Below are 21201 nucleotides of genomic sequence, written 5' to 3'. Positions count from 1 at the left end.
ACGGTTTTCGGCAGGTCGACGGGGTGGGGCCGGCCGAAACCCGTGAGAACGAGCGAGCCGCCCGCCGGTTCCTGTGCCGGTGCTTAGGGGTTCCTTAACCGAACCCTAAGGATGGGCCCGGAGGCCGGTTTTCCGGCGGGGCGGGGGCTTGGGCCGGCTAGGTTGGCGGTGCCAGGGAGGGCCGGAGGCGGCGCCGCGCACGCACCACGTGCGATCGGCGCCGCACAGCCCGGACCGTGCGTCGACACGTGTCCGCCTCCGGTGCCCCGACGAACCCCGCTCCGCCCCGAAGGAGATCCACCCATGTCCGCACGCCGCTCCCGGACCGCCGCCCGCGCCCTCACCCTCGGCGCCCTGCCGCTCGCCGTGGCCGCGTACGCCGTCACCCCGGCGGCCGCCCACGGGTCGATGACGGACCCGGTCAGCCGGGTGGCCGCCTGCTACGCGGAGGGCCCGGAATCGCCGAAGTCCGACGCCTGCAAGGCCGCCGTCGCCGCGAGCGGGGCGCAGGCGTTCTACGACTGGAACGCGGTGAACATCGCGAACGCCGCCGGCCAGTCCAAGTCGCTGATCCCGGACGGGCAGCTCTGCTCGGCGGGCAACGCCAAGTACAAGGGCCTGGACCTGCCGCGCGCCGACTGGCCGGCGAGCCCGATGAAGTCCGGCGCGCACACCTTCCGGTACAAGGGCACGGCCCCGCACAAGGGTTCCTTCGAGCTGTACGTGACGAAGGACGGCTACGACCCGACCAAGCCGCTGAAGTGGTCCGACCTGGAGGCCGCCCCGTTCGCGAAGGTCACCGACCCGGGCATGCAGAGCGGTGACTACGTGTTCTCCGGGACCGTCCCGAACAAGTCCGGCCGGCACCTGATCTACAGCGTGTGGCAGCGTTCGGACAGCCCCGAGGCTTTCTACAGCTGCTCCGACGTGGTCTTCGGCAAGGACTCCGGCGCGGGCACCGGCGGCGGGAACGGCGGCAACGGCGGTAACGGCGGCCAGAACGGCACCGGCGGCAACGGCACCGGCGGGGCCGGGAACGGCGGCACGGGCGAGGGCAAGCCGGGCTCCGGCACGGGCACGGGCGGCAACGGCGGCGCGGGCAACGGCACCGGCGGCAACGGGACGGCCGGCAACGGCACCGGCGGCGCCGGCAAGCCCGGCACGGGCGGCGGCAAGCCGGGCTCCGGCGCCGGCACCGGCATCCCGGGCGTGGACCCGGACTGCCCGCTGGCCCAGGTCCCCACCGACGCGCAGTTCGAGGAGGCCACCGACAAGTCCACCGTGGAGCACGCGGGTCACGGTGACGACGACGCGAAGACCAACGGCAAGGACAAGCCGAACACCGTCGGCAAGCCGGCCCCCTCGACGAGCGAGGCCAACGCCCCGGCCCCGGCCGGCGGTCCGGGCGAGAACCTGGCCGAGACCGGTGGTTCGGACACCACGACCACGATCGCGATCGGCGGGGCCGCAGCCCTCGCGGCCGGCGCCGCCGTGCTCTTCGGCCTGACCCGTCGTCGGGCCGCCGCCGGTCGCCACGGCCGCTGATCGACCCCGCTCCCGACACCGCCCGCGTCGCGCCCTCCCGTCACGTCCCCCCGGACGGGCCGGCGCGACCCGGGCGGCCCCGAACGGACCACCCGCGCGACCGCCGCGCCGGCCGACCGCCCTCCGGTCAGCCGAGCACCGAGGCGCAGGTGGTCCGTTCGGCGTGCGCGGGGTCGAGGGCGTTCGCGGCCTCGTGCCACACGATCCGGTCGGTCAGCGCGATGGTCACGTGCTCGGACAGGTCGACCGGGCAGAGGTCCTGGAGCAGCACGTTGCGCACGTTCGGCCCGTCGAGGAACTGGGTCCGGTACGGGGTGACCACCTCGTCGTAGCGGGTGGCGATGACGGTGTAGTCGACCCCGGGCACGGTGTCCCCGCCCGCGTTCAGGCGGGTCATGAACGGGGAGCCGGCGATCTGGTCGGCGACCCCGGGGGTGTTGGCGGTGAGCAGGTCGCGGGCGCCCGGGAAGTAGGGCAGCAGCCCGGTGAGACCGAGCAGGGTGGTGCCGTGGTTGCTGGGGGCGATGCCGACGAGCGCGCGCACCTTGGCGGCGCCGCCGAGTTCCTTGAGGTACCAGCGGGGCATCATGCCGCCCTGCGAGTGGCCGACGAGGTCGACCTCGGCGGCGCCGGTCGCGGCCAGCACCCGGTCCACGTAGGAGGCGAGCTGTCCGGCGGACTCCTCCACCGGGCCGAGGCCGTTGATCAGCGGCACCCCGGGGCGCTGCCCGTAGTCGAGGGAGTAGACGCAGTAGCCCCGGTCCACGAGGTAGGGGGCGAAGCCGAGCCAGTTGTCGATCGCGTTGCCGAAGGTGCCGTGCACGAGGACCACGGGACGGGGGTGGGCGGCGGAGGGCCGGCAGGTCCAGTCGTTCCAGCCCCGGTCCCGGGACCCGAACGCGGCGGACGCGGCGGCGGTCGGGGCGGTGACGGCGGCCGGGGCGGGGGCGGCGGCGGCCGCGCCGGCGGGGACCAGCGCGGCGGCGGCCAGGGCGAGGACGGCGAGCGGGCGCAGCAGCCGTCGGAGCGGGGATTCGGGCAGCATGAGGTGAACTCCTCGCAGGTCGTGGGGGTGGTGCCGTGGGGGAACCCGCGATCCGGATCACGAGGTGCTGCTCGTCGACAACGTACGGACGAGCGCCGAAGAGGGGAAGTTACGCGCCGGTAAAAACCGGGAGGCCCACCCCCAGGGGTGACGGCGCGTCACCCCCGGAGCGGCGGCCCCCTCCCCCGCGCCGGGCGTCAGGCCGCGAGGCGCGCCGGCTCCCGTCGCCGGGCCGCCCGACCCGCCAGGGCCCGCAGCGGCAGGAAGACCAGCAGGCCGACGGGGGCGAGCAGGATCGTCAGCAGCAGCACCGGGCCGCTCACCCAGGGGGCGATCCCCAGCCGGCGGGACTCGCGGTACATCCACTGGCCCACCAGCAGGTCCCAGGCGATGATGTGCGCCCACGCGGCCGCGGCCCCCGCGCCGCTCGCGTCGGCGGCCAGGGCCTGGAACCCGGCGAGGTCGGGGCCGGTGACCAGGGCCCACAGCTCGGGCGCGATCCGGGCCCCGAGCACGGCGTACACCAGGGCCACGGGCACGGCGGTGAGCGGCGAGGCCGCGATCCGCGCGGTCAGCCGCAGCCCCGGGGCCAGGATCATCAGGGCCCAGACGGGGGCGGCGAGCAGGAAGGAGAGGGTGAAGAGGAACGCGCTCACGCGGGGACCTTCCGGGGGGCTTCGGGCGCGGCGGGGGCGGGCGCGGCGCCGGGTCCGGGGCGCAGGGCGAGGAGCACGCCGATCGCGCCGGCCAGGAGCAGGGCGGCGAGGGCCCCGAGGGTGAGGGCGTCGGGCCGTGACAGCGGTTGGCCGCGCAGGGCCTGCCAGGTGAGCAGGGCGAACAGGCCGGTGTACAGGCCGGCGGCCACGAGGACCAGGCGGAGCCGGACGCGGGGCGCGGCCAGGGCGGGCAGGCGCGGGGCGAGGGCGGTCAGGGCGAGCACCAGCAGGGGCAGGAGCTGGAGGGCGTGCATCCCGAAGAAGTGCGGGATCCGCAGGTCGCCGCCGGTGGTGGACCAGCCGGTGAGGAACATGCCGGGCCCGCCGTCGGGGACGCCGACGGAGTGGGCCCCGCTCTCGGGCCGTCCTTCGCCCCGGGCGAGTTGTTCGGGGGTGGGGCCCGCCATGAGGAAGCCGACGCCGGCGCCGGCGAGCGCGAGGAACGAGCCCAGGCGCAGGGCCCAGGCGGTGGCCCGGTCGGCGAGGGGGGCGCGCAGCAGGCACAGGGCGATCAGCAGGGTGGCCAGCCACAGCACGACGACGGTGCCGGCCATGGCGTCGTACACCTGAACGTCGAAGGGGGTGGCCTGGTTGAAGTGGCTGCGGCGGCCCCGGAACACCTGGAGGACGATCAGGACCATCTCGATCAGGGAGGTCGCGACCACCGCGGTCCCGGCCCACCAGGCGACGCGGCGGAACCGCGGCAGCAGGGAGATCGCCCAGGCCAGGGAGAGGGAGTAGGCGACGAAGGAGACGGCGAACTTGAAGGGCTTGGCCCAGATCGGGGCGCCGGTGAGGACCCGGTCGTCGACCAGCAGACCGACGGCGGAGCCGAGGGCGGTGAGCACCATGAGACCGGCGAAACCGAGCAGGGGCCGGTGCAGACCGGCGGCGGGTGTGGGCAGGGTTAAGCGCATGATCGAATCCCCCCGAGAGCGACGAACGTGATCACGGATAGTGGCACTATCCACTATCCGATAGCCCCACTATCCATAATGAGGGGCGGAATGGCAATGGGCGACGAGAGGAACAGCGGGTGCGCATCGGCGAGTTGAGCGACCGGACCGGGGTCTCGGTGGCGACGATCAAGTACTACGTGCGGGAGGGCCTGCTGCCCCCCGGCCGCCTGACCAGCCCGAACCAGGCCGCGTACGACACCGCGCACGAGCACCGGCTGCGCGTGATCCGGGCCATGGTGGACGTGGGCGGCCTGTCGGTGACGGCCGTGCGCGAGGTGCTGCGGGCCGTGGACGACCGGGAGCGGCCGGTGTTCAAGCTGCTCGGCGCGGCCGCCGAGGGCGTGGTGCCCCGGCATCCCGAACGCCCCGGCGCGGACCTGGAGTCGGCCCGGGCCCGGGTCGAGTCCCTGGTGGAGCGGCGGGGTTGGCGGACCGAGGCGCGGAGCCCGGCCGGCGAGGCCCTGGCGGCGGCGCTGGCGGCGGTCACGGCCGTGGGACACCCGGAGTTCCTGGACGTGCTGGACTCCTACGCGGACGCGGCCGAGGGGGTCGCGGCGGCCGATCTCGCGTACGTGGCCGCGCAGCGGGGGCGGGAGCGGATGGTGGAGAGCGTGGTCGTGGGCACGGTCCTCGGCGACGCCGTCTTCGCGGCCGTGCGCCGACTGGCCCAGACCGACGCGGCGGCCGGGGCCTTCCCCCCGCCGGCCCGGCCCGAGGACGCCGCCGAAGGCGACACCGAGAGCGGGACCGGGGCCGGGGCCGGGGGCTGAGTTCAGGCGCTCAGGGCCGCCGCCGGGCCCACGGGGCAGGTGGGCCAGCGGGCCGCGATCCGGTCGAGGACGGGTTCGAGGCGGCGCGCGTTCTCCGTACCCCGGTCGAGCGTGAGCTGCCCGCCGGTGTGCGCGCCCGCCGCCGTGACCTCCTCCGCCCGCAGCGACAGGCCCGTCACCCGGGCCCGTTGCAGCCCCAGGGACTCGTGCAGGGCGCGGGCCGTGCCGATCAACAGCGGGGTGTGGGCGGTGGGTTCGGGCAGTCGCCGGGTGCGGGTGAGCAGGGCGCGGTCGGCGTGCCGGACCGTGAGGGTCAGGGCGCGCGCGATCCGGTCCTCGGCGCGCAGCCGGCGGCCGAGGTCCGCGGCGAGGGCGAGCAGGGCCCGGTCGCGGACCCCCGCGTCGAGTTCGTGCCGGTCGAAGGAGCGGGTCACGCCGAGGGCGTGGACGTTCCCGCCCGGGGTGACCGGGGTGGGGTCCAGGCCGCGGGCGCGGTCGTGGACCAGGCGGGCGGCGCGGGGGCCGAGGATCCGGCGCAGGGTGGCCTCGGGGGTGGCGGCGACCTTCCCGATCCGGTCCAGCCCGTGGCCGGTCAGGGTGCGGGCGGCGGCGCGGCCGATGTCGGTGAGGGCGGTGACGGGGCGGGGCCCGAGGAAGGCCGCGATGGCCTCGGGGGTGTCGTCCACCGTGCGGATCCCGGGGCCGGGCGGGCCGGCCATCGCGGCGAGCATCGGGTTGGGGGCGACGCCGATCGCGCAGTCCAGCCCGTACAGGGCCAGGGCCCGCACCCGCAGCAGGCGGGCGATGCCCGCGGGGTCGCGCCCCAGCATCCGGACGCTGCCGGAGACCTCGGCGAGGACGGTGTGCGGGGGCCGGGCCTCGGCGGTCGGGGTGATCTCGGCGACGAGGGCGAGCAGGGTCTGCCAGGTCTCCTCGGGGCCGGGGGCGCGCAGGCACAGCACGGTCACGGCGCTCACCCCGCGCTTCCGGGGCTGGAGTGCCAGAGCCTGCGGCCGGTGGGGGCGGGGTCGCCGGCCGGGCGCAGGTCGGCCCAGGGGTTGAGGGTGTAGCCGTTGCCGAGCCGGATCCGCCGCCCCGGGTCGACGGCGGGCGCGGCCCGATCGGCGGGCGCGCCGGCGGGCTCCTCGGCGGGGGTCGCGGCCGGGTCGGGGCGGGCGAGGCGGTCGGCGACGGCGTCCAACCCGCCCGCCCCGGACCGCAGTTCGGCGAGTTCGGCGAGGTCCCAGGCCACGTCCCCGACCACGCTGAGCGCGGGCCCGCGCCGTTGCACCACCCCGCGCACGAGGAGCAGGAAGGAGTGGAAGACGGTGTGCACGCAGCGTTCGTGGCTGTCGTCGAAGAAGGCGAGGTCGACCAGGCCGGAGCCGTCGTCGAGGGTGGTGAAGACCACCCGGCGGCCCGAGCGGATCGGCGGGGTCTGGGTGGCGGCCTTGGCGCCGGCGACGAGGACCCGCCGGCCGTGCGGGAGGCCGGCCAGGGCGTCGGCGGGGGTGACGCCGAGTTCGGCGAGGAAGGCGCGGTGGTCGGTCATGAGGTGCCGGGAGGCGTCGAGGCCGAGGACGGCGAGCTCGGCGCTGAGGCGTTCGACGGGGTCGAGGTCGGGCAGGCCGGTGCCGGCCACCCGGGCCGAACCCCGACGACCGGCGGCGGCCCGCCCGGTCCCGGCGGTCTCGGCGGTCCCGGCGGTCTCGGCGAAGGGCAGTTGCTCGGCGGGGCCGGCCGGGCGCGCGGCCCCGTACGCCTCGGAGAGGTGCAGCAGCAGGTCGCGCCGGTTGGCTCCGAAGGCGTCCAGGGCGCCGACCCGGGCGAGCCGTTCGGCGACGGGCCGGCTCGGGCGGGCCCGGTCGACGAAGTCCCGCAGCGAGCGGTAGGGGCGGCCCGCCTCGATCCGGGCGGCCTCCTCGGCGGACATGCCGTGCACCTCGGCGAGGGCCAGCCGCACCCCCCAGGTGTCCGCCCCGCCCCCGGGACCGCACACCAGTTCGATTCGATGGGTGACGGAGGACCGGTTCACGTCCAACGGCAGCACCGGCACCCCCCGTCGCCGGGCGTCCGCCAGCAGCAGCCGCTTGGGGTACATGCCCGGGTCGTGGGTGAGCAGCCCGGCGTAGAACGCGGCCGGGTGGTGGGTCTTGAGCCAGGCCGACTGGTAGGTGGGCACCGCGAAGGCCACCGCGTGCGCCTTGCAGAACCCGTAGCTGCCGAACGCGGCCACGATCTCCCAGACCCGCGCGATCGTCTCGGGCGTGTACCCGCGTTCCCGGGCCAGTTCGCCGAACCAGACCTCGATCCGGCCCACCGAACCGGCGTCGGACAGCCCGCGCCGGACCCGGTCGGCCTCGGCCCGCCCGCAGCCGGTCATGACGTGGACGATCTCGATGACCTGTTCGTGGAAGACCACCACCCCGTGGGTCTCGCGCAGGGCGGGCACCAGGTCGGGGTGCGGGTAGCGGGCCGGGGCGCGGCCGTGCCGGGCCTCGATGAAGGGGCGGACCATGTCGGCGGCCACGGGGCCGGGCCGGAACAGGGAGATGTCCACGACGAGGTCGTGGAAGGTGCGCGGGGCCAGTCGGGCCACGAGGTCGCGTTGGCCGGGGGATTCGATCTGGAAGCAGCCGAGGGTCTCGGCGGAGCGGATCAGGGCGTGGGTGGCGGGGTCCTCGGGCGGGACCTGGGCGGGGTCGTCGAGGTCGGGGGCGGTGCCGGTGCGGCCGAGTTCGGCCACGGCGTGGGCCATCGCCGACTGCATCCGCACCCCGAGCACGTCGAGTTTGAGCAGTCCCAGGTCCTCCACGTCCTCCTTGTCGAACTGGCTCATCGGGAAGCCGTCCACCCCGGTGGGCACGACGGGGGTGCGGGCGAGCAGGCTCGCGTCGGAGAGCAGCACCCCGCACGGGTGCATGGCGGTGCCCCGCGAGAGCCCGTCCAGGGCCTCGACCAGCTCCCACAGCCGCCCGTACTCGTGCTGTCGGGCCCGCAGTTCGCGCAGTTCGGGGAGTTCGGCCAGGGCCGCTCGGGCGTCCTTGGCCCGGATGTGGGGGAAGGCGCGGGCGAGGGAGTCGATCTCGGCGGGGTCCAGGCAGAGGGCGGCGCCCACGTCGCGCAGGGCGTGCCGGACCCGGTAGGTCTCGGGCATGGCGACCACGGCGACCCGTTCGGGGCCGAAGCGGTCGAGGATCAGTCGGTAGACCTCGGTGCGGCGGGCGGACTCCACGTCGATGTCGATGTCGGGCAGGACGGGGCGGCGGACGGACAGGAAGCGTTCCATCAGCAGTCCGTGTTCGACGGGGTCGGCGTGGGCGATGCCCAGCAGGTGGTTGACGAGGCTGCCGGCGCCGGAGCCGCGCGCGGTGACCCGGATGCCGGCGCGGCGGGTGTCGGCGACCACCTCGGCCACGGTGAGGAAGTAGGTGGCGCAGCCGTGGTGGGCGATCACGTCGAGTTCGGCGTGCATCCGGTCCCAGTACCCGGGCCGGTCGGCCAGGCCCCGGCGGAGCACGGCGGCGGTGCAGCGGCCGGTCAGGACCCGGTGGGCGTCGCGGCGGGCGGCGCCCACGAGGTGGGGTTCGGGGTGGTGCGCGGTGCCCAGGCCGAGGTCCTCGGCGGGGTCGACGCGGCAGGCGTCGGCGACCCGCTCGGTCTCGTCGAGGAGGGCGTGGGCGGCGGCCCGGGGCAGGCCGGCGGCGTCGGCGACGGCCTCGGCGAGGGCGGTCATCTCGGCGGCCGGTTTCAGTCGGCGCTCGCCGCCGTCGAGGGGGCCGCGCGGGTCGATCGGGACCAGCCGGCGGGCGGCGTCGAGCACGTCGGCGACCGGGCCCTGCCCGGGGTCGGCGTAGCGGACGGCGTTGGTGAGCACGGCGGGCACGCCCCGGTCCACGGCGAGGGCGAGGGTGCGGGCGGCGGCCCGCAGGGAGCCGGGGCCGGTCCCGGTGCGACCCAGGTGCACGACTTCGAGGCGGACGGCGTCCCCGTACCGCTCGCGCCAGTACCCGAGCAGCCGGGCGGCGCGGTCGGGGCGGCCGGCGGACAGGGCGCGCCCCACCTCGGAGTCGGGTCCGAGGAGCACGAGGAGGGCGTCGGCGGCCGGCGGCCCGCTCCGGTCGGGGGCCGGGAGGTCGGCGGCGGCGAGCCGGGGCGGGTCGGCGGCGGAGCGGCCGGGGCGGCCCGCGTGGGCGGCGGTGACCAGCCGGCACAGTTCGGCCCAGCCGCGGGCGCCGGCGCGGGCGAGGAAGAGGGCGCGGGGCGCGGACTCGTCGAGGAAGGCGCCGCCCTTGACGGGGGTGCGGCGGCGGACCACGGGGGTGCCGGGTGCGGGGGCGGCGGCCGGGACCCCGGCGGGTTCGGCCTCGGGCACCGCGAGGTCCACGCCGAACAGCGGGCGGATCCCGGCGGCGGCGCACGCCTTGGCGAAGCGGACGGCGCCGGCGAGGGTGTCGCGGTCGGTGAGGGCGAGGGCGTCGGCGCCCTGCTCGGCGGCGCGGGCGACAAGCCGGTCGGGCGCGCTGGCCCCGTACCGGGCGGAGTACCCGGACGCGACGCGCAGATGGGTGAACGACGGCACCGGACCTCCCGCCTGCCTCTCCCTGCTCGATCGACCCGTGGACCACCTCCCCTCTCTCCACCATAGAACAGTTTCGAACACACGTGCGACACGAAATCGGAGCGGGCCGTTCCGGAGGGGTCGGGCGTCACCCGTCCGGTCCATCCCTTGCTGCGCGAAGGGCGCGGCGCACCGAGCGTGGGGACATGACCCAGACCACCGCGACCCCGCCGGGCGGGTTCCTCGCCGAGCTCAAGGACGCCGTCACCCTGCGGGCCGGACTGCTGGTCCTCGGGGTGCTCGCCCTCCAACTGGCCTTCGTCACCTCGTACGTCGGCGCCTTCCACCACCCCGAGCCCCGCGACATCCCGTTCGCCGTGGTGTCCCCGGTGCCCGAGCTGACCCGGACCACCGCCGGCAACCTCGACAAGCTGCCCGGCGGCCCCCTGGACACCCGCACCGCCGCCGACGAGGCCGAGGCGGTCCGGCTGATCGAACAGCGGGAGGTGGACGGCGCCCTGGTCGTCGACCCGACCGGCACCGCGGACCGGCTGCTGGTCGCGAGCGGCGGCGGCGCCTCCCTCTCGCAGGCCCTGGAGGAGATCCTGACCCTGGCCGAGAAGAGCCAGGGGCGCACCGTGAAGGTGGTGGACGTGGCCCCGGCCGCCAAGGGCGACGCCCGCGGCCTGTCCTCGTTCTACCTGGTGGTCGGCTGGTGCGTGGGCGGCTACCTGTGCGCCGCGATCCTCGCCATCAGCGCGGGCGCCCGGCCCGCGACCTCCGGCCGGGCGGTGATCCGCCTCGGGGCGCTGCTGGCGTACGCGGTGGTCGCGGGCCTGCTCGGCGCCGTCATCGCCGGGCCGGTCCTGGGGGCGCTGCCCGGCAGCATCGCGGCGCTGTGGGGGCTGGGCGCGCTGCTGGTGTTCGCGGTGGGCGCGATCACCCTGGCCCTCCAGGGCCTCGCCGGGGTGGTGGGCATCGGCCTGGCGATCCTGCTGGTGGTGGTCCTGGGCAACCCGAGCGCCGGCGGCGCCTACCCGTACCCGCTGCTGCCGCCGTTCTGGCAGGCCATCGGCCCGGCCCTGCCGCCCGGCGCGGGCACCTGGGCGGCCCGGTCCATCGCCTACTTCCGGGGCAACGACGCGGGCGGCCCGATGCTGGTGCTGGCCGCGTGGGCCGTGGTCGGCTCCGCGATCACCCTGGCCTGCGCCGTGTTCCACAAGGGCACGCCCGGACCCGCCGTCGGGTCGGGCGTCGAGGACGACGCGAAGGGGGCGGGCCGATGAGCGAGCACGCGTTCCGCAACCGGCAGGGCCCGGCCGAGCAGGCCGTCTCCGTCAAGCGCATGGAGCCCAGCGCGCAGGCGCAGCTCGGCGCGCTCGGCCTGACCGGCTTCATCGTGGTCACCACGATCGCCACCGGCATCGACGCCGGGATCTTCCCCGAGAAGCTCTCGCACTCGGTGCTGCCGCTGGTGGGCTTCTTCATCGGCGGCCTGGCCCAGCTGCTGGCGGGCCTGTTCCAGGCCCAGCGCGGCGACACCTGGCACGCCACCGTCTTCGGCGGCTTCGGCCTGTTCTGGATGGCGAAGGCGTGCCTGCTCCAGTGGGTGCTGCCGGCCACCGATCCGGCCCTGCGGGGGGACGTGAGCGGGCTGTTCACCCTGCCGTGGGTGTTCGTGGTCTTCGTGCTGTGGCTGGGGTCCTGGCGGATCCACCTGGTGCTGTTGCTGACCTTCAGCATGGTGCTGGTGGTCTTCGTCGCGATGACGGTCAGCGGGTTCACCGGCTCGGAGCTGTGGAACCGGGTCACGGGCTGGGCCGGTCTGCTGGCCGCGTTCGGGGCCCTCTACCTGCTGGCCGGTCAGATCATGGCCGCGACCTGGGGCCGCCAGGTCCTCCCGATGGGCCGCTTCCTGGCCCCCGAGGAACACCCGGAGTCCTGAGCGGCCCCGCACACGGGAAACGCCGGCGCCCGCCGGACCGTGGTGACGGTCCGACGGGCGTCGGCATTGCGGTCCCGGCCGCCGGATGACGCTCCCGGGTCTCGGGGGCGGCACCCGGGCGGACGGGGGTACCAGGGGGGCGGGGGCCCTTACTTCTTCTTGGCGACCTTCTTGGCGGCCGGGGCGGCCTCGACCTCGGCCGGGGCACCGGCCACGTTGCCGTAGTAGGCCTGGCGCATGAGCTGCTTCATGTCGTCGATCATCGGCATCCGCGGGTTGGCCGGGGCGCACTGGTCGGCGTAGGCGTTCATGGCCTGCTGCGGGAGGGCCTCGATGAAGGCCGCCTCGTCGACGCCCTCCTCGGCGAAGGAGGCCGGGATGCCGCACTTGGCGCGCAGCTCCTCCACGGCGCGGGCGTAGGACTCCACGCCCTCGGCCGGGGTGGCGGCCGGCAGGCCCAGCATCTTGGCGATCTCCTGGAAGCGCTCCGGGGCCCGGTAGACCTCGGCCTTGGGCCACGGGGTGGCCTTGTGGGAGACGGTGCCGTTGTGCCGGATCACGTGCGGCAGGAGCAGGGCGTTGGTGCGGCCGTGGGCGACGTGGAAGGTGTTGCCCAGGGTGTGCGCCATCGCGTGGACCAGGCCGAGGAAGGCGTTGGCGAAGGCCATGCCCGCGACGGTGGACGCGTTGTGCATCTTCTCGCGCGCCTCGGGGTCGTTGGCCCCGTCGACGACGCAGCGCTCCAGGTTCTCGAAGATCAGCTTGATGGCCTGGAGGCACAGGCCGTCGGTGTAGTCGTTCGAGTAGGCCGAGACGTACGCCTCGGTGGCGTGGGTCAGGGCGTCGAAGCCGGAGTCGGCGGTCACGGTGGCCGGCAGGCGCATCGGGAGGACCGGGTCGACGATGGCGACGTTCGGGGTCAGCGCGTAGTCGGCGAGCGGGTACTTCTGGGCCGCGGCCGGGTCGGAGATGACGGCGAACGGGGTGACCTCGGAGCCGGTGCCCGAGGTGGTCGGGATGGCCACCATCTTGGCCTTCTCGCCCAGCGACGGGAACTTGTAGGCGCGCTTGCGGATGTCGAAGAACTTCTCCTTCGTGTCCGCGAACTCGACCTCGGGGCGCTCGTACATCAGCCACATGATCTTGGCGGCGTCCATCGGGGAGCCACCGCCGAGGCCGATGATGGTGTCGGGCTTGAACTCCCGCATCATCGCGGCGCCGGTCTGCACGGTGGCCAGCTCCGGGTTGGGCTCGACGTTGTCGATGACCTGGATGGCGACCGAACCCGGACGCGAGTTCAGGATGTCGGTGACCTTCTGCACGAAGCCGAGGGCGACCATGGTCTTGTCGGTGACGATCGAGACCCGGCTGATGCCGTCCATCTCGCCGAGGTAGCGGATGGAGTTGCGCTCGAAGTAGATCTTCGGCGGGACCTTGAACCACTGCATGTTGTTGTTGCGCCGTCCGATCCGCTTGATGTTGATCAGGTTGACCGCGGTGACGTTGTTGGAGACCGAGTTGTGGCCGTAGGAACCGCAGCCCAGGGTCAGGGAGGGCAGGAAGGCGTTGTAGACGTCGCCGATGCCGCCGAAGGTGGAGGGCGAGTTGGCGATCACGCGGATGGCCTTGACGCGCTTGCCGAACTCCTCGACGAGCTCCTCGTCCTCGGCGTGGATGGCGGCGCTGTGGCCCAGGCCGTGGAACTCGACCATCTTGGCGGCCAGGTCCAGGCCCTGCTCGGTGGAGCCGGCCTTCAGGGCGGCCAGGACCGGGGAGAGCTTCTCGCGGGTCAGGGGCTCGCCGTCGCCGACCTCGTGGCACTCGGCCAGGAGGATCGAGGTGCCCTCGGGCACGGTGAAGCCGGCCTGCTCGGCGATCCACTGCGGGGACTTGCCGACGACGTTCGGGTTCAGCTTGGCCCCGGCGCAGTTCTCGGCGAACGCGGTGGTGCCGAAGATGAACTCCTCCAGCTTGGTCTTCTCGGCGGCGCTGACCACGTGGGCGCCCAGTCGCTTGAACTCGGCGATGCCCTGGTCGTAGATCTCGGCGTCGAGGATGACGGCCTGCTCGGAGGCGCAGATCATGCCGTTGTCGAATGCCTTCGAGAGCACGATGTCGTGGATCGCGCGGCCCAGCTTGGCGCTCTTGTGGACGTAGGCCGGGACGTTGCCGGCGCCGACGCCCAGGGCGGGCTTGCCGCAGGAGTAGGCCGCCTTGACCATCGCGTTGCCGCCGGTGGCCAGGATGGTGGAGACGCCCGGGTGGTTCATGAGGGCGCCGGTGGCCTCCATGGAGGGGGCGGTGACCCACTGCACGCAGTTCTCGGGGGCACCGGCCTCGATCGCCGCGTCGCGGACGATCCGGGCGGCCTCGGCCGAGCAGTTCTGCGCGGAGGGGTGGAAGGCGAAGATGATCGGGTTGCGGGTCTTCAGCGCGATCAGCGCCTTGAAGATCGTGGTCGAGGTCGGGTTGGTGACCGGGGTCATCGCGCAGACGACGCCGACGGGCTCCGCGATCTCGGTGATGCCGTTCAGCTCGTCGCGGCGGATGACGCCCGCCGTCTTCAGCCCGCGCATCGAGTTGACCACGTGCTCGCAGGCGAAGAGGTTCTTGACGGCCTTGTCCTCGAACAGGCCGCGCCCGGTCTCCTCGACCGCCAGCTTGGCGAGCTCGCCGTGGGCGCTGAGCGCGGCCAGGGAAGCCTTCTTGACGATGTGGTCGACCTGCTCCTGGTCGAACGTCTCGAACCGGTCCAGCGCCTTCAGCGCGCCGAGGACCAGGGTGTCGACCATCTCGTTGGCCTGCATGGCAGGAACTCCTTCATTACGACCGGGACCGCTTTTTCCTGATGACTCAATTCGACACCCGAAAACGGAAGCGAGGCCGCCGAAAAAGCCCCTACCCTCCGGGCCCTAGGGCCGTTGACCATCGTTCACTCCCCCACGGGACCCGTTCTGACCTGCGACGATACGGAAGGACCAAAGCCCCCTGTGCGCTTGTGAAAACTTTCACAAGAATTTTGGGCGAAAGCGCGACCCCGTGCGCCCCATGCGCGCGCCCTATCGCGTCCGGCCGGAACGGAGCACAATCGCCCCGGCCCCTCGGGCCCGTCCGGCGCGGGGAAACACCCGGCCCGGCGGGGGCCCGTGACCACAGGGACGCAGGAGACCCGTCCGGCGTTGAGCGCCACGCCCGACGGGACGGAAGGGGGAGGATCCGTGCTGCACCGGGTACGGGCGGCGGACGGCCGCGCACTGACCGTCGAGACCATGGGCGACCCCGAGGGCCGCCCCATCTTCCTGTTGCACGGCACCCCCGGCTGCCGGCTCGGCCCGACCCCCCGGGGCATGACCCTCTACCACCGGGGCATCCGCCTGATCTCCCCCGACCGCCCCGGCTACGGCGGCTCCGACCGGCTGCCCGGCCGCACCGTGGCCGACGCCGCCGCCGACGTGGCGGCCGTCGCCGACGCCCTCGGCCTGGACCGCTTCGCCGTCGTCGGCCGCTCCGGCGGCGCCCCGCACGCCCTGGCCTGCGCCGCCCTGCTCCCCGACCGCGTCACCCGCACCGCCGCCCTGGTCGCCCTGGCCCCCCGCGACGCCGAGGGCCTGGACTGGTTCGAGGGCATGACCCCCTTCAACGTCCGCGAGTACACCACCGCCGGCCACGACCCCGACACCCTGATCGCCCGCCTGACCGAACGCGCCGACGCCATCCGCGTCGACCCCGGCCGGCTCCTCTACGAACTGCGCCACGAGCTGTCCCCCGACGACCGGGCCTACATCGCCGACGCCAACCTGCGCCGGATGCTGGAACTGAACTACCAGGAGGCCGTGCGCGTCTCGGCCTGGGGCTGGATCGACGACGCCCTCGCCCTGGCCCGCCCCTGGGGCCTGGACCCCGCCGACATCCCCGGCCCGGTCCTGCTCTGGCACGGCGAACAGGACGTCTTCTCCCCCATCGGCCACTCCCGCTGGCTGGCCGAGCGCATCCCCCGCGCCATCGCCGCCTTCGACCCGCGCGGCGCCCACTTCGCGGCCCTCGGCGCCCTGCCCCGGATCCTGCTGTGGCTGCTGCGCGACCTGCCGCACCCCCAGGGCCCCGCCGTCCGCGACGAGGCCGGCGACCGCCGACCCGCCTGAGCCCCGACCGGCCGCGCCCACCCGCCGGGACGGGGCGGGCACGGCCGGTCCGCTCACACCGCCAGCGGCTCCAGGTCCCGGTGGATCCGCCGCTCCTCGCGCACGTACCGCACCAGCGCGTGCTCCTCCCCCAGCTTGCGGGCCAGCTCCACCGAGACCCGGTTGCGCAGCCGCGCCGCCTCCTCGGGCCGGCCCACCACGTCCAGGCTGATCGCCAGGTTCGACTCCGCCGCCAGCGTCTCCGGGTGCTCCCGGCCCAGCGCCGACCGCAGCCGGGGCACCCCGTCCCGCTCCAGCGCCAGGGCCCCCGACACGTCCCCGAGATCGGCCAGCGCGTTCGCCAGGTTCAGCCCCGCGAACACCGTGTGCGGGTGCTCCTCCCCCAGCACCTCCCGCATCGCCGCGACCACCTCGGCCAGCACCACCCGGGCCGCGTCCGGGTCCCCCGCTCCCCACAGGAAGACCCCCAGGTTGTTGCGGGCCGCCAGGGTGTACGGGTGCCGTTCGCCGGGCACCCGCAGGTACTCCTCCACCACCTCGCGCACCACCCGCAACGCCCCCTCCACGTCCCCCGTCGCGTACAGGTCGGAGGCCAGGTTCAGATCGCAGGCCAGCAGGTCGGGATTGACCGAGGTGTACTTCACCCGGTACCGGTTGCGGGTCGCGGTCGTCAGCCGCAGCGCGTCCTCCAGCCGCCCGGCCCGCCGCAGCGAGACCGCCAGGTTCTTCGCCGCCGCCAGCGTGCCCGGGAAGCTGCGGCCCAGGGTCCGCTTGTACGCCTCGTAGGTCCGCGACAGCAGCTGCACCGACTCCTCGTACTCGCCGATCTCCCGCAGGTCCCGCGCCAGGTTCTGGCCCGAGGACAGGGTGTACGGGTGGTCCGGGCCGAGCACCTCGGTGCGCAGCCGGTACACGTCCTGGTCCAGCTCCCGCGCCCGCCGGTAGCGGCCGATCATGCGCATGTTCAGGGCCAGGTTGTTCGCGGCGGCCAGGGTCCGCGGGTGGGCCTCGTGGAAGATCTCGTTGAAGCCCTCGTAGGCGGCGGTGGCCAGCTCGCGCGCCGTCTCGTAGTCGCCGAGGGCGCCGTGGGTCATCGCCAGGCCGCTGGTGGTCATGTACGTGTGCGGGTGCGAGGGCCCCAGCACCGCCCGCTGCCGCTCCAGGGTCACCTCGTCCAACTCCCGGGCCTCCACGAACCGGCCCCGCGAACGCAGGATGTTCGACAGGTGGAAGCGCAGGTACAGGTACTGGAGGTCGTCGTTGCCGAGGCTCTCGCGCCACTGCTCGCGCAGCTCCTCGCCGAGCGCGTACGCCGCGTTGAAGTCCCCGCGCTTCCACAGGTAGCGCACCCGGTCCAGCAGCAGCCGCCGGGTCTCCGGCTCGTGGCAGTCCCGGGCCTCGGAGGGGTTCAGGTGCGGCCAGATCGCCGCGAACCGCGGCCAGGTCTGCGGGTTGTCGATGGGCTCGTCGTCGTCCGGCCGCGCCCCGGCCAGGATCCGGTGCACGGTGTGCCGCGCCGCCCGCTGCTCCTCCTCGCTCAGCTGGGAGCGGATCACGGCCTGCACCAGCCGGTGCACCTGGATGCTGTTGCCCACCTGGTCCACCTTGGCCATGGCGAACCGGCCGATCTCGCGGATCACCCGCCCCAGCACCAGCTTCTCCTGGAGCGAGGCGTCGTAGGGCTTGAGGGCCTCGATCATCTCCTTGCTGTAGAGCAGGTTCGCCGAGATCGGCTCGGGCGCGAAGAACGCGCACAACTGGAGCAGCCGCACGGCGGCCGGGGACCGGCTGCGCAGCCGGTCCATGGACACGTTCCAGGTGGCCGCGACCGGCTCGGGGTATCCGGCCGGCCGGCTGAGCGCGAGCACCCGGGCGGCCTGCTGGGCGAGCTGTTCGAGGTAGGTGCCCACCGGGGTGGCGGTCTCGGCGATCCACGCCCCGGCCTGCTCCACGGCCAGCGGCAGGTCCCCGACGGCGGTGGCCACCTGTTCGGCGTCCTCCTTGGTCAGCCCCGGGGCCCGGCGCTGGAGGTGCTCCACGGACTCCTCGCGCAGGAACACGTCCACCGGCAGCGCGTCCCCGTACCCCGACCAGCTCTGGTTTCGGGAGGTGACCAGCACGTGCCCGGGGCCGGCCGGCGGCAGGTAGCGCTTGAGCTGTTCGGGGTCGTCGGCGTTGTCGAAGACCAGCAGCCAGCGCGAGGTGGGCACCCCCCGGCGCAGCAGGTCCAGGGCCTCCAGCGAGGCCGCCGCCATGTCCTCGCCGGTCTGCGCGCCGAGCCGCACGGCCAGCTCGGACAGGCCGGCGACCACGTCCTCCACCTGCTCGGCGGATATCCACCACACCAGGTCGTAGTCGGCCATGAACCGGTGCACGTACTCCAGCGCCACCTGCGTCTTGCCCACGCCGCCGAGCCCGTACAGGGTCTGCGGCTGGGGCAGCACCACCGAGATCCCGCCGCCGAGCTGGTCGCGCATCCGCTCCAGCACCACCCCGCGGCCGGTGAACCCGGGGTTGCGGGGCGGGGCGTTCCAGATCTTGGGCACGGTGCCCGGGAAGCGCGGGCCGGGCTGTCCGGGCCCGCCGAGTCCGTCCACGGGCACCGGGGGGCGCTCCACGGCGCGCAGCAGGGCGGCGGTGGCGTGGGTCTCGTCGAGCCGGGAGAGGTCCACGGTGAGCCGGTCGTGCTGCCGGTCGCCGGTGGGGCGCACGTCGCCCACCCGCAGCGGGATCAGCCGTCGGGTGGGCAGGGCGGCGTCCTCGGCGGCGGCGCGGTGCCACAGCGCCATGGCCCGGCCGGACTTCTGGTAGGCGGCCGACAGCAGCACCAGCGTGCGGGCCCCGGTGTCCACCGACAGCCCGAGGCCCCCGATGGTGTCCCCGGGCCCGGCGTGCGGGGCCCGCTCGGCGGACACGTCGCGGGGCACGACGCGGAAGCCGGCCCGGGTCAGGACGGACTCGACCCAGTCGGCCCACATCCGGTTCTCGGCCACGTAGCACAGGAAGAGGTCGGCGGGCAGGGAGGGGCGGCGGCGGGTGAAGGCGTCGCGGATCCGCAGCCGGGTGTCCTCCACGATCACGGGCATGGTCGCGATCTCGCCCCGGGTGATCACGTGGGTGAGCCGTTCGAAGGCGGAGAGGAGGGAGTTGGTCAGGCCCGCCTCGTCGCCGAAGGTGGCCAGGGTCTCCTCGTACGCGTAGTAGGGCCGGTAGGGGATCTCGACCGCGCCCCAGTAGGCGGTGGCCTCGTCCCCGCCGAGGCCGCCGGGGAAGCCGTCGAACTTCAGCCGGGCCAGGGCGCGGCCGGCGTCGGCCTTCTCCTTCTCGCCCTCGTCGATGCGCATGGGGACGGGGTAGATGGCGATGCCCCGGTCGCCGAAGCGCTCGGCGATCTGGCGGGCCACCGAGGCCGCGCCGTCGATGGACTGGTCGGAGAGGGTGAAGCAGTCCACGAGCACGTCGGGCAGGTGCACGGTGCAGATGTCGGCGATGTCGGAGAGGCCGGTGCGGCTGTCGATGAGGACGTAGTCGTAGTTGGCCTTCATGTCGGCGCGCAGGGCGTCGAAGAAGAGGCCGCCGCCGAGGCGGTCGTAGAAGTTGTCCCAGTCGAAGGTGGCGACGGTGGCCGAGTACTCGCGGTTCTGGCGGCCGGCGGAGACGAAGTCGAGGGTGCCGCCGTCGGGGAAGCTCCAGCCGTGGGCCTCGGGGGTCAGGGAGACGGCGTGCGGCTGGATCCGGGCGTAGTGGGTGTGCCAGTCCCCGGCGCGGGCCTCGGGGCGGGTGGCGGCCCAGGCGTACTCGCTGATCAGGTCGATGACCCCGGTGGTGGCGCCGAGGGTGGAGGGGTCGAGGAAGGGGTGGAAGAAGCGGTGCAGGCCGGGGGCCTCCAGGTCCCAGTCCACGGCGAGGACCCGTTTGCCGTTGGCGGCCAGGATCCAGGCGGTGTTGGCCAGGGCCATGGTCCGGCCGGTGCCGCCCTTGTAGGAGTAGAAGGTGACGATGCGTCCGTCACGACTGCTGGTCATCCGTGTCCCCCGGGTCTGTGGTGTCTTCGCGGTCGTCTCGGGCGTCGGGGTGCTGGGGTCGCGGTGCGGGGCGGTCGGGGTACCCGCCGGTGAGGCGGAAGCGTCTGCCGCCGGGCGGTGGGTCCGGTGGGCCGGTGTCGGGGCCGGCGGGGAACGGGGCCGGGGCGCGGGGCGGTGGTTCGGGGGCGGGTCCGATGCCCATCGGGCCGAGCAGGCGGGGGCGTTCGGCGGGTCCGGCGCCGGCGCCGGCGGGCGGGTAGACCTGGGCGTGCCGCAGGAACTGTTGGGCGGCGGCCTCGACCACCTGCGGGAGGATCTGGCCGAGGGCCTCCATGCCGGAGACCCCGTTGGCTGCGGCGCGGCTGGCGGCCCGGCCCTGGCCCATCTTGACGGGCATGGTCTCCTCCAGCCGGTCCACGAGTTCCCCCTCGTGGGCGCGGCTCTGCGGGTCGTAGCGGTTCCAGGGGACGACGACGGTGATCCAGGGGCGGTGTTCCTGGTCGAAGGCGGCGAGTCTGCGGCGGCGGTGTTCGTCGGCCAGGGCCCAGCGGTCGACGAGGAGGATCTCGGGCCGGGTGGGGGGTTGTTTGGCGTCCCCGGAGCCGGCCTCGTCGTCGAAGGAGACCGTGGTGGTGCGGTAGTTGAGGGAGCGGACGAGGTCCTCGACCACGTAGGCGACCGGGCGGCGGGTCATCGGGTGGTAGGGGTTCCAGTCGAGGGCGGACTCGCCGTAGTACTCGGGGTCGCGGCCCTCGGGCAGGTCGTGGCGGGTGCCGGCGGCCACGGTGACCTGGAGGTGCTTGGCGCCGCCGGCTCCGTCGCGGGGACCGAAGGCGCTGGGGACGGAGCGGTAGTCCAGGGGGCGGCCGGCGTCGAGGCGGACCTGTTCGGCGACCCGGACGATGCGTTTGGCGAGTTCGTAGGTGGCGCGTTCGTACTGTTCGGCGTAGCTGCGGAGTTTGATGAGCCCGTAGAGGCCGTCGGTGACGTAGCGGTCGCCGAAGGTGTTGTGGTTGAACTGGAGTCGTTCGGCGGGGCCGGGGAGTTGCGAGGGGGGCACGGGGACCCACAGGGCCGGGACGATGGCCTCGGCGGGTCGGTCGTGCACGGCGCCGTGGTGGATGGTGCGCTGGGCGAAGGCGAACCACTCCTTGCCGCACATCTCGCTGGCGAAGTAGCGGGGGGAGAAGAGCGGGACGAAGACCCGGCACTGGGCCAGGGCCGTGCCGAGCCGTTCGGACCAGCCCTCGCCGCTGCGTATCTCCCGGTCCATGAAGCCCGCGTCGGAGCCGGCCGGCAGGTCGGTGAGGGCCATCACGTGGCTGCACAGGTCGCGGAAGAGCCGCTCCACCCACATGTCGGGGTCGGGGCCGCCGGGCCCGAACCTCGGTGTGTGCGCGTAGCTGAGGAAGAAGTACGGCTGCATTGATGCGGGCACACGTCCCCCGTCCCGAAGATGCGGCGCAGGAACATCATTGACGAAACGTCCGCGC

13 protein-coding genes are annotated in these 21201 nt (G+C 74.3%); 5 read left to right on the top strand and 8 right to left on the bottom strand.

All coding sequences use genetic code 11. The annotated features are described in order from the left end of the window. The first annotated feature begins 303 nt into the window (after window positions 1-303). On the top strand, window positions 304-1545 hold the full coding sequence (locus ACN20G_RS21980) for a lytic polysaccharide monooxygenase auxiliary activity family 9 protein (protein ID WP_424214521.1): 1242 nt from the start codon (window positions 304-306) through the stop codon (window positions 1543-1545). A gap of 127 nt (window positions 1546-1672) precedes the next feature. Here ACN20G_RS21980 and ACN20G_RS21975 read toward each other — a convergent pair whose 3' ends face one another. The 3 genes from ACN20G_RS21975 to ACN20G_RS21965 form a co-directional block, all read right to left on the bottom strand. Then, window positions 1673-2590: an esterase/lipase family protein gene (locus ACN20G_RS21975; RefSeq protein ID WP_424214520.1), complete on the bottom strand. Its 918-nt coding sequence runs from the start codon at window positions 2588-2590 to the stop codon at window positions 1673-1675. A gap of 197 nt (window positions 2591-2787) precedes the next feature. Beyond that, window positions 2788-3246 (bottom strand): abscisic acid-deficient protein Aba4 family protein, encoded by a 459-nt coding sequence (locus tag ACN20G_RS21970; RefSeq protein WP_424214519.1) that lies wholly within the window; start codon window positions 3244-3246, stop codon window positions 2788-2790. Then, window positions 3243-4157 (bottom strand): hypothetical protein, encoded by a 915-nt coding sequence (locus tag ACN20G_RS21965; RefSeq protein WP_424215631.1) that lies wholly within the window; start codon window positions 4155-4157, stop codon window positions 3243-3245. Before ACN20G_RS21965 ends, ACN20G_RS21970 begins: the two co-directional genes overlap by 4 nt. A 185-nt stretch (window positions 4158-4342) precedes the next feature. On the opposite strand from ACN20G_RS21965, the gene ACN20G_RS21960 reads away from it, so the two are divergent. Beyond that, on the top strand, window positions 4343-5035 hold the full coding sequence (locus ACN20G_RS21960) for a MerR family transcriptional regulator (protein WP_424214518.1): 693 nt from the start codon (window positions 4343-4345) through the stop codon (window positions 5033-5035). A gap of 2 nt (window positions 5036-5037) precedes the next feature. Here ACN20G_RS21960 and ACN20G_RS21955 read toward each other — a convergent pair whose 3' ends face one another. Both ACN20G_RS21955 and ACN20G_RS21950 read right to left on the bottom strand, forming a co-directional pair. Continuing rightward, complete coding sequence (locus ACN20G_RS21955) at window positions 5038-6012, bottom strand: DNA polymerase Y family protein (protein WP_424214517.1); 975 nt, start codon at window positions 6010-6012, stop codon at window positions 5038-5040. After that, window positions 6009-9617, bottom strand: a complete 3609-nt coding sequence (locus ACN20G_RS21950) for a DNA polymerase III subunit alpha (protein ID WP_424214516.1) — start codon at window positions 9615-9617, stop codon at window positions 6009-6011. Before ACN20G_RS21950 ends, ACN20G_RS21955 begins: the two co-directional genes overlap by 4 nt. 185 nt (window positions 9618-9802) lie before the next feature. On the opposite strand from ACN20G_RS21950, the gene ACN20G_RS21945 reads away from it, so the two are divergent. Together ACN20G_RS21945 and ACN20G_RS21940 are read left to right on the top strand one after the other, a co-directional pair. Further along, on the top strand, window positions 9803-10882 hold the full coding sequence (locus tag ACN20G_RS21945) for a DUF3533 domain-containing protein (RefSeq protein ID WP_424214515.1): 1080 nt from the start codon (window positions 9803-9805) through the stop codon (window positions 10880-10882). Then, the gene (locus ACN20G_RS21940) at window positions 10879-11541 is read left to right on the top strand and encodes an acetate uptake transporter (RefSeq protein WP_424214514.1); all 663 of its coding nucleotides are present in this window, start codon (window positions 10879-10881) and stop codon (window positions 11539-11541) included. Before ACN20G_RS21945 ends, ACN20G_RS21940 begins: the two co-directional genes overlap by 4 nt. Before the next feature lie 149 nt (window positions 11542-11690). Here ACN20G_RS21940 and adhE read toward each other — a convergent pair whose 3' ends face one another. After that, complete coding sequence (gene adhE / locus ACN20G_RS21935) at window positions 11691-14348, bottom strand: bifunctional acetaldehyde-CoA/alcohol dehydrogenase (RefSeq protein ID WP_424214513.1); 2658 nt, start codon at window positions 14346-14348, stop codon at window positions 11691-11693. Window positions 14349-14759: 411 nt separating this feature from the next. On the opposite strand from adhE, the gene ACN20G_RS21930 reads away from it, so the two are divergent. Further along, a complete protein-coding gene (locus tag ACN20G_RS21930; RefSeq protein ID WP_424214512.1) occupies window positions 14760-15683 on the top strand; it encodes an alpha/beta fold hydrolase in 924 nt (307 codons plus the stop codon). Between the two features lie 53 nt (window positions 15684-15736). Here the strand turns inward: ACN20G_RS21930 and fxsT are convergent, their stop codons facing one another. After that, window positions 15737-19708, bottom strand: a complete 3972-nt coding sequence (fxsT, locus tag ACN20G_RS21925; protein WP_424214511.1) for an FxSxx-COOH system tetratricopeptide repeat protein — start codon at window positions 19706-19708, stop codon at window positions 15737-15739. Then, window positions 19692-21134 carry a TIR-like protein FxsC gene (locus tag ACN20G_RS21920; protein ID WP_424215630.1) on the bottom strand — a complete coding sequence of 481 codons (1443 nt, stop codon included), beginning with the start codon at window positions 21132-21134 and terminating at the stop codon, window positions 19692-19694. Before ACN20G_RS21920 ends, fxsT begins: the two co-directional genes overlap by 17 nt. Window positions 21135-21201: the final 67 nt, after the last annotated feature.

Source organism: Streptomyces dryopteridis (assembly GCF_049606955.1).
Taxonomy (GTDB): domain Bacteria; phylum Actinomycetota; class Actinomycetes; order Streptomycetales; family Streptomycetaceae; genus Streptomyces.
This window is presented reverse-complemented; position numbering and strand designations above follow the sequence as displayed.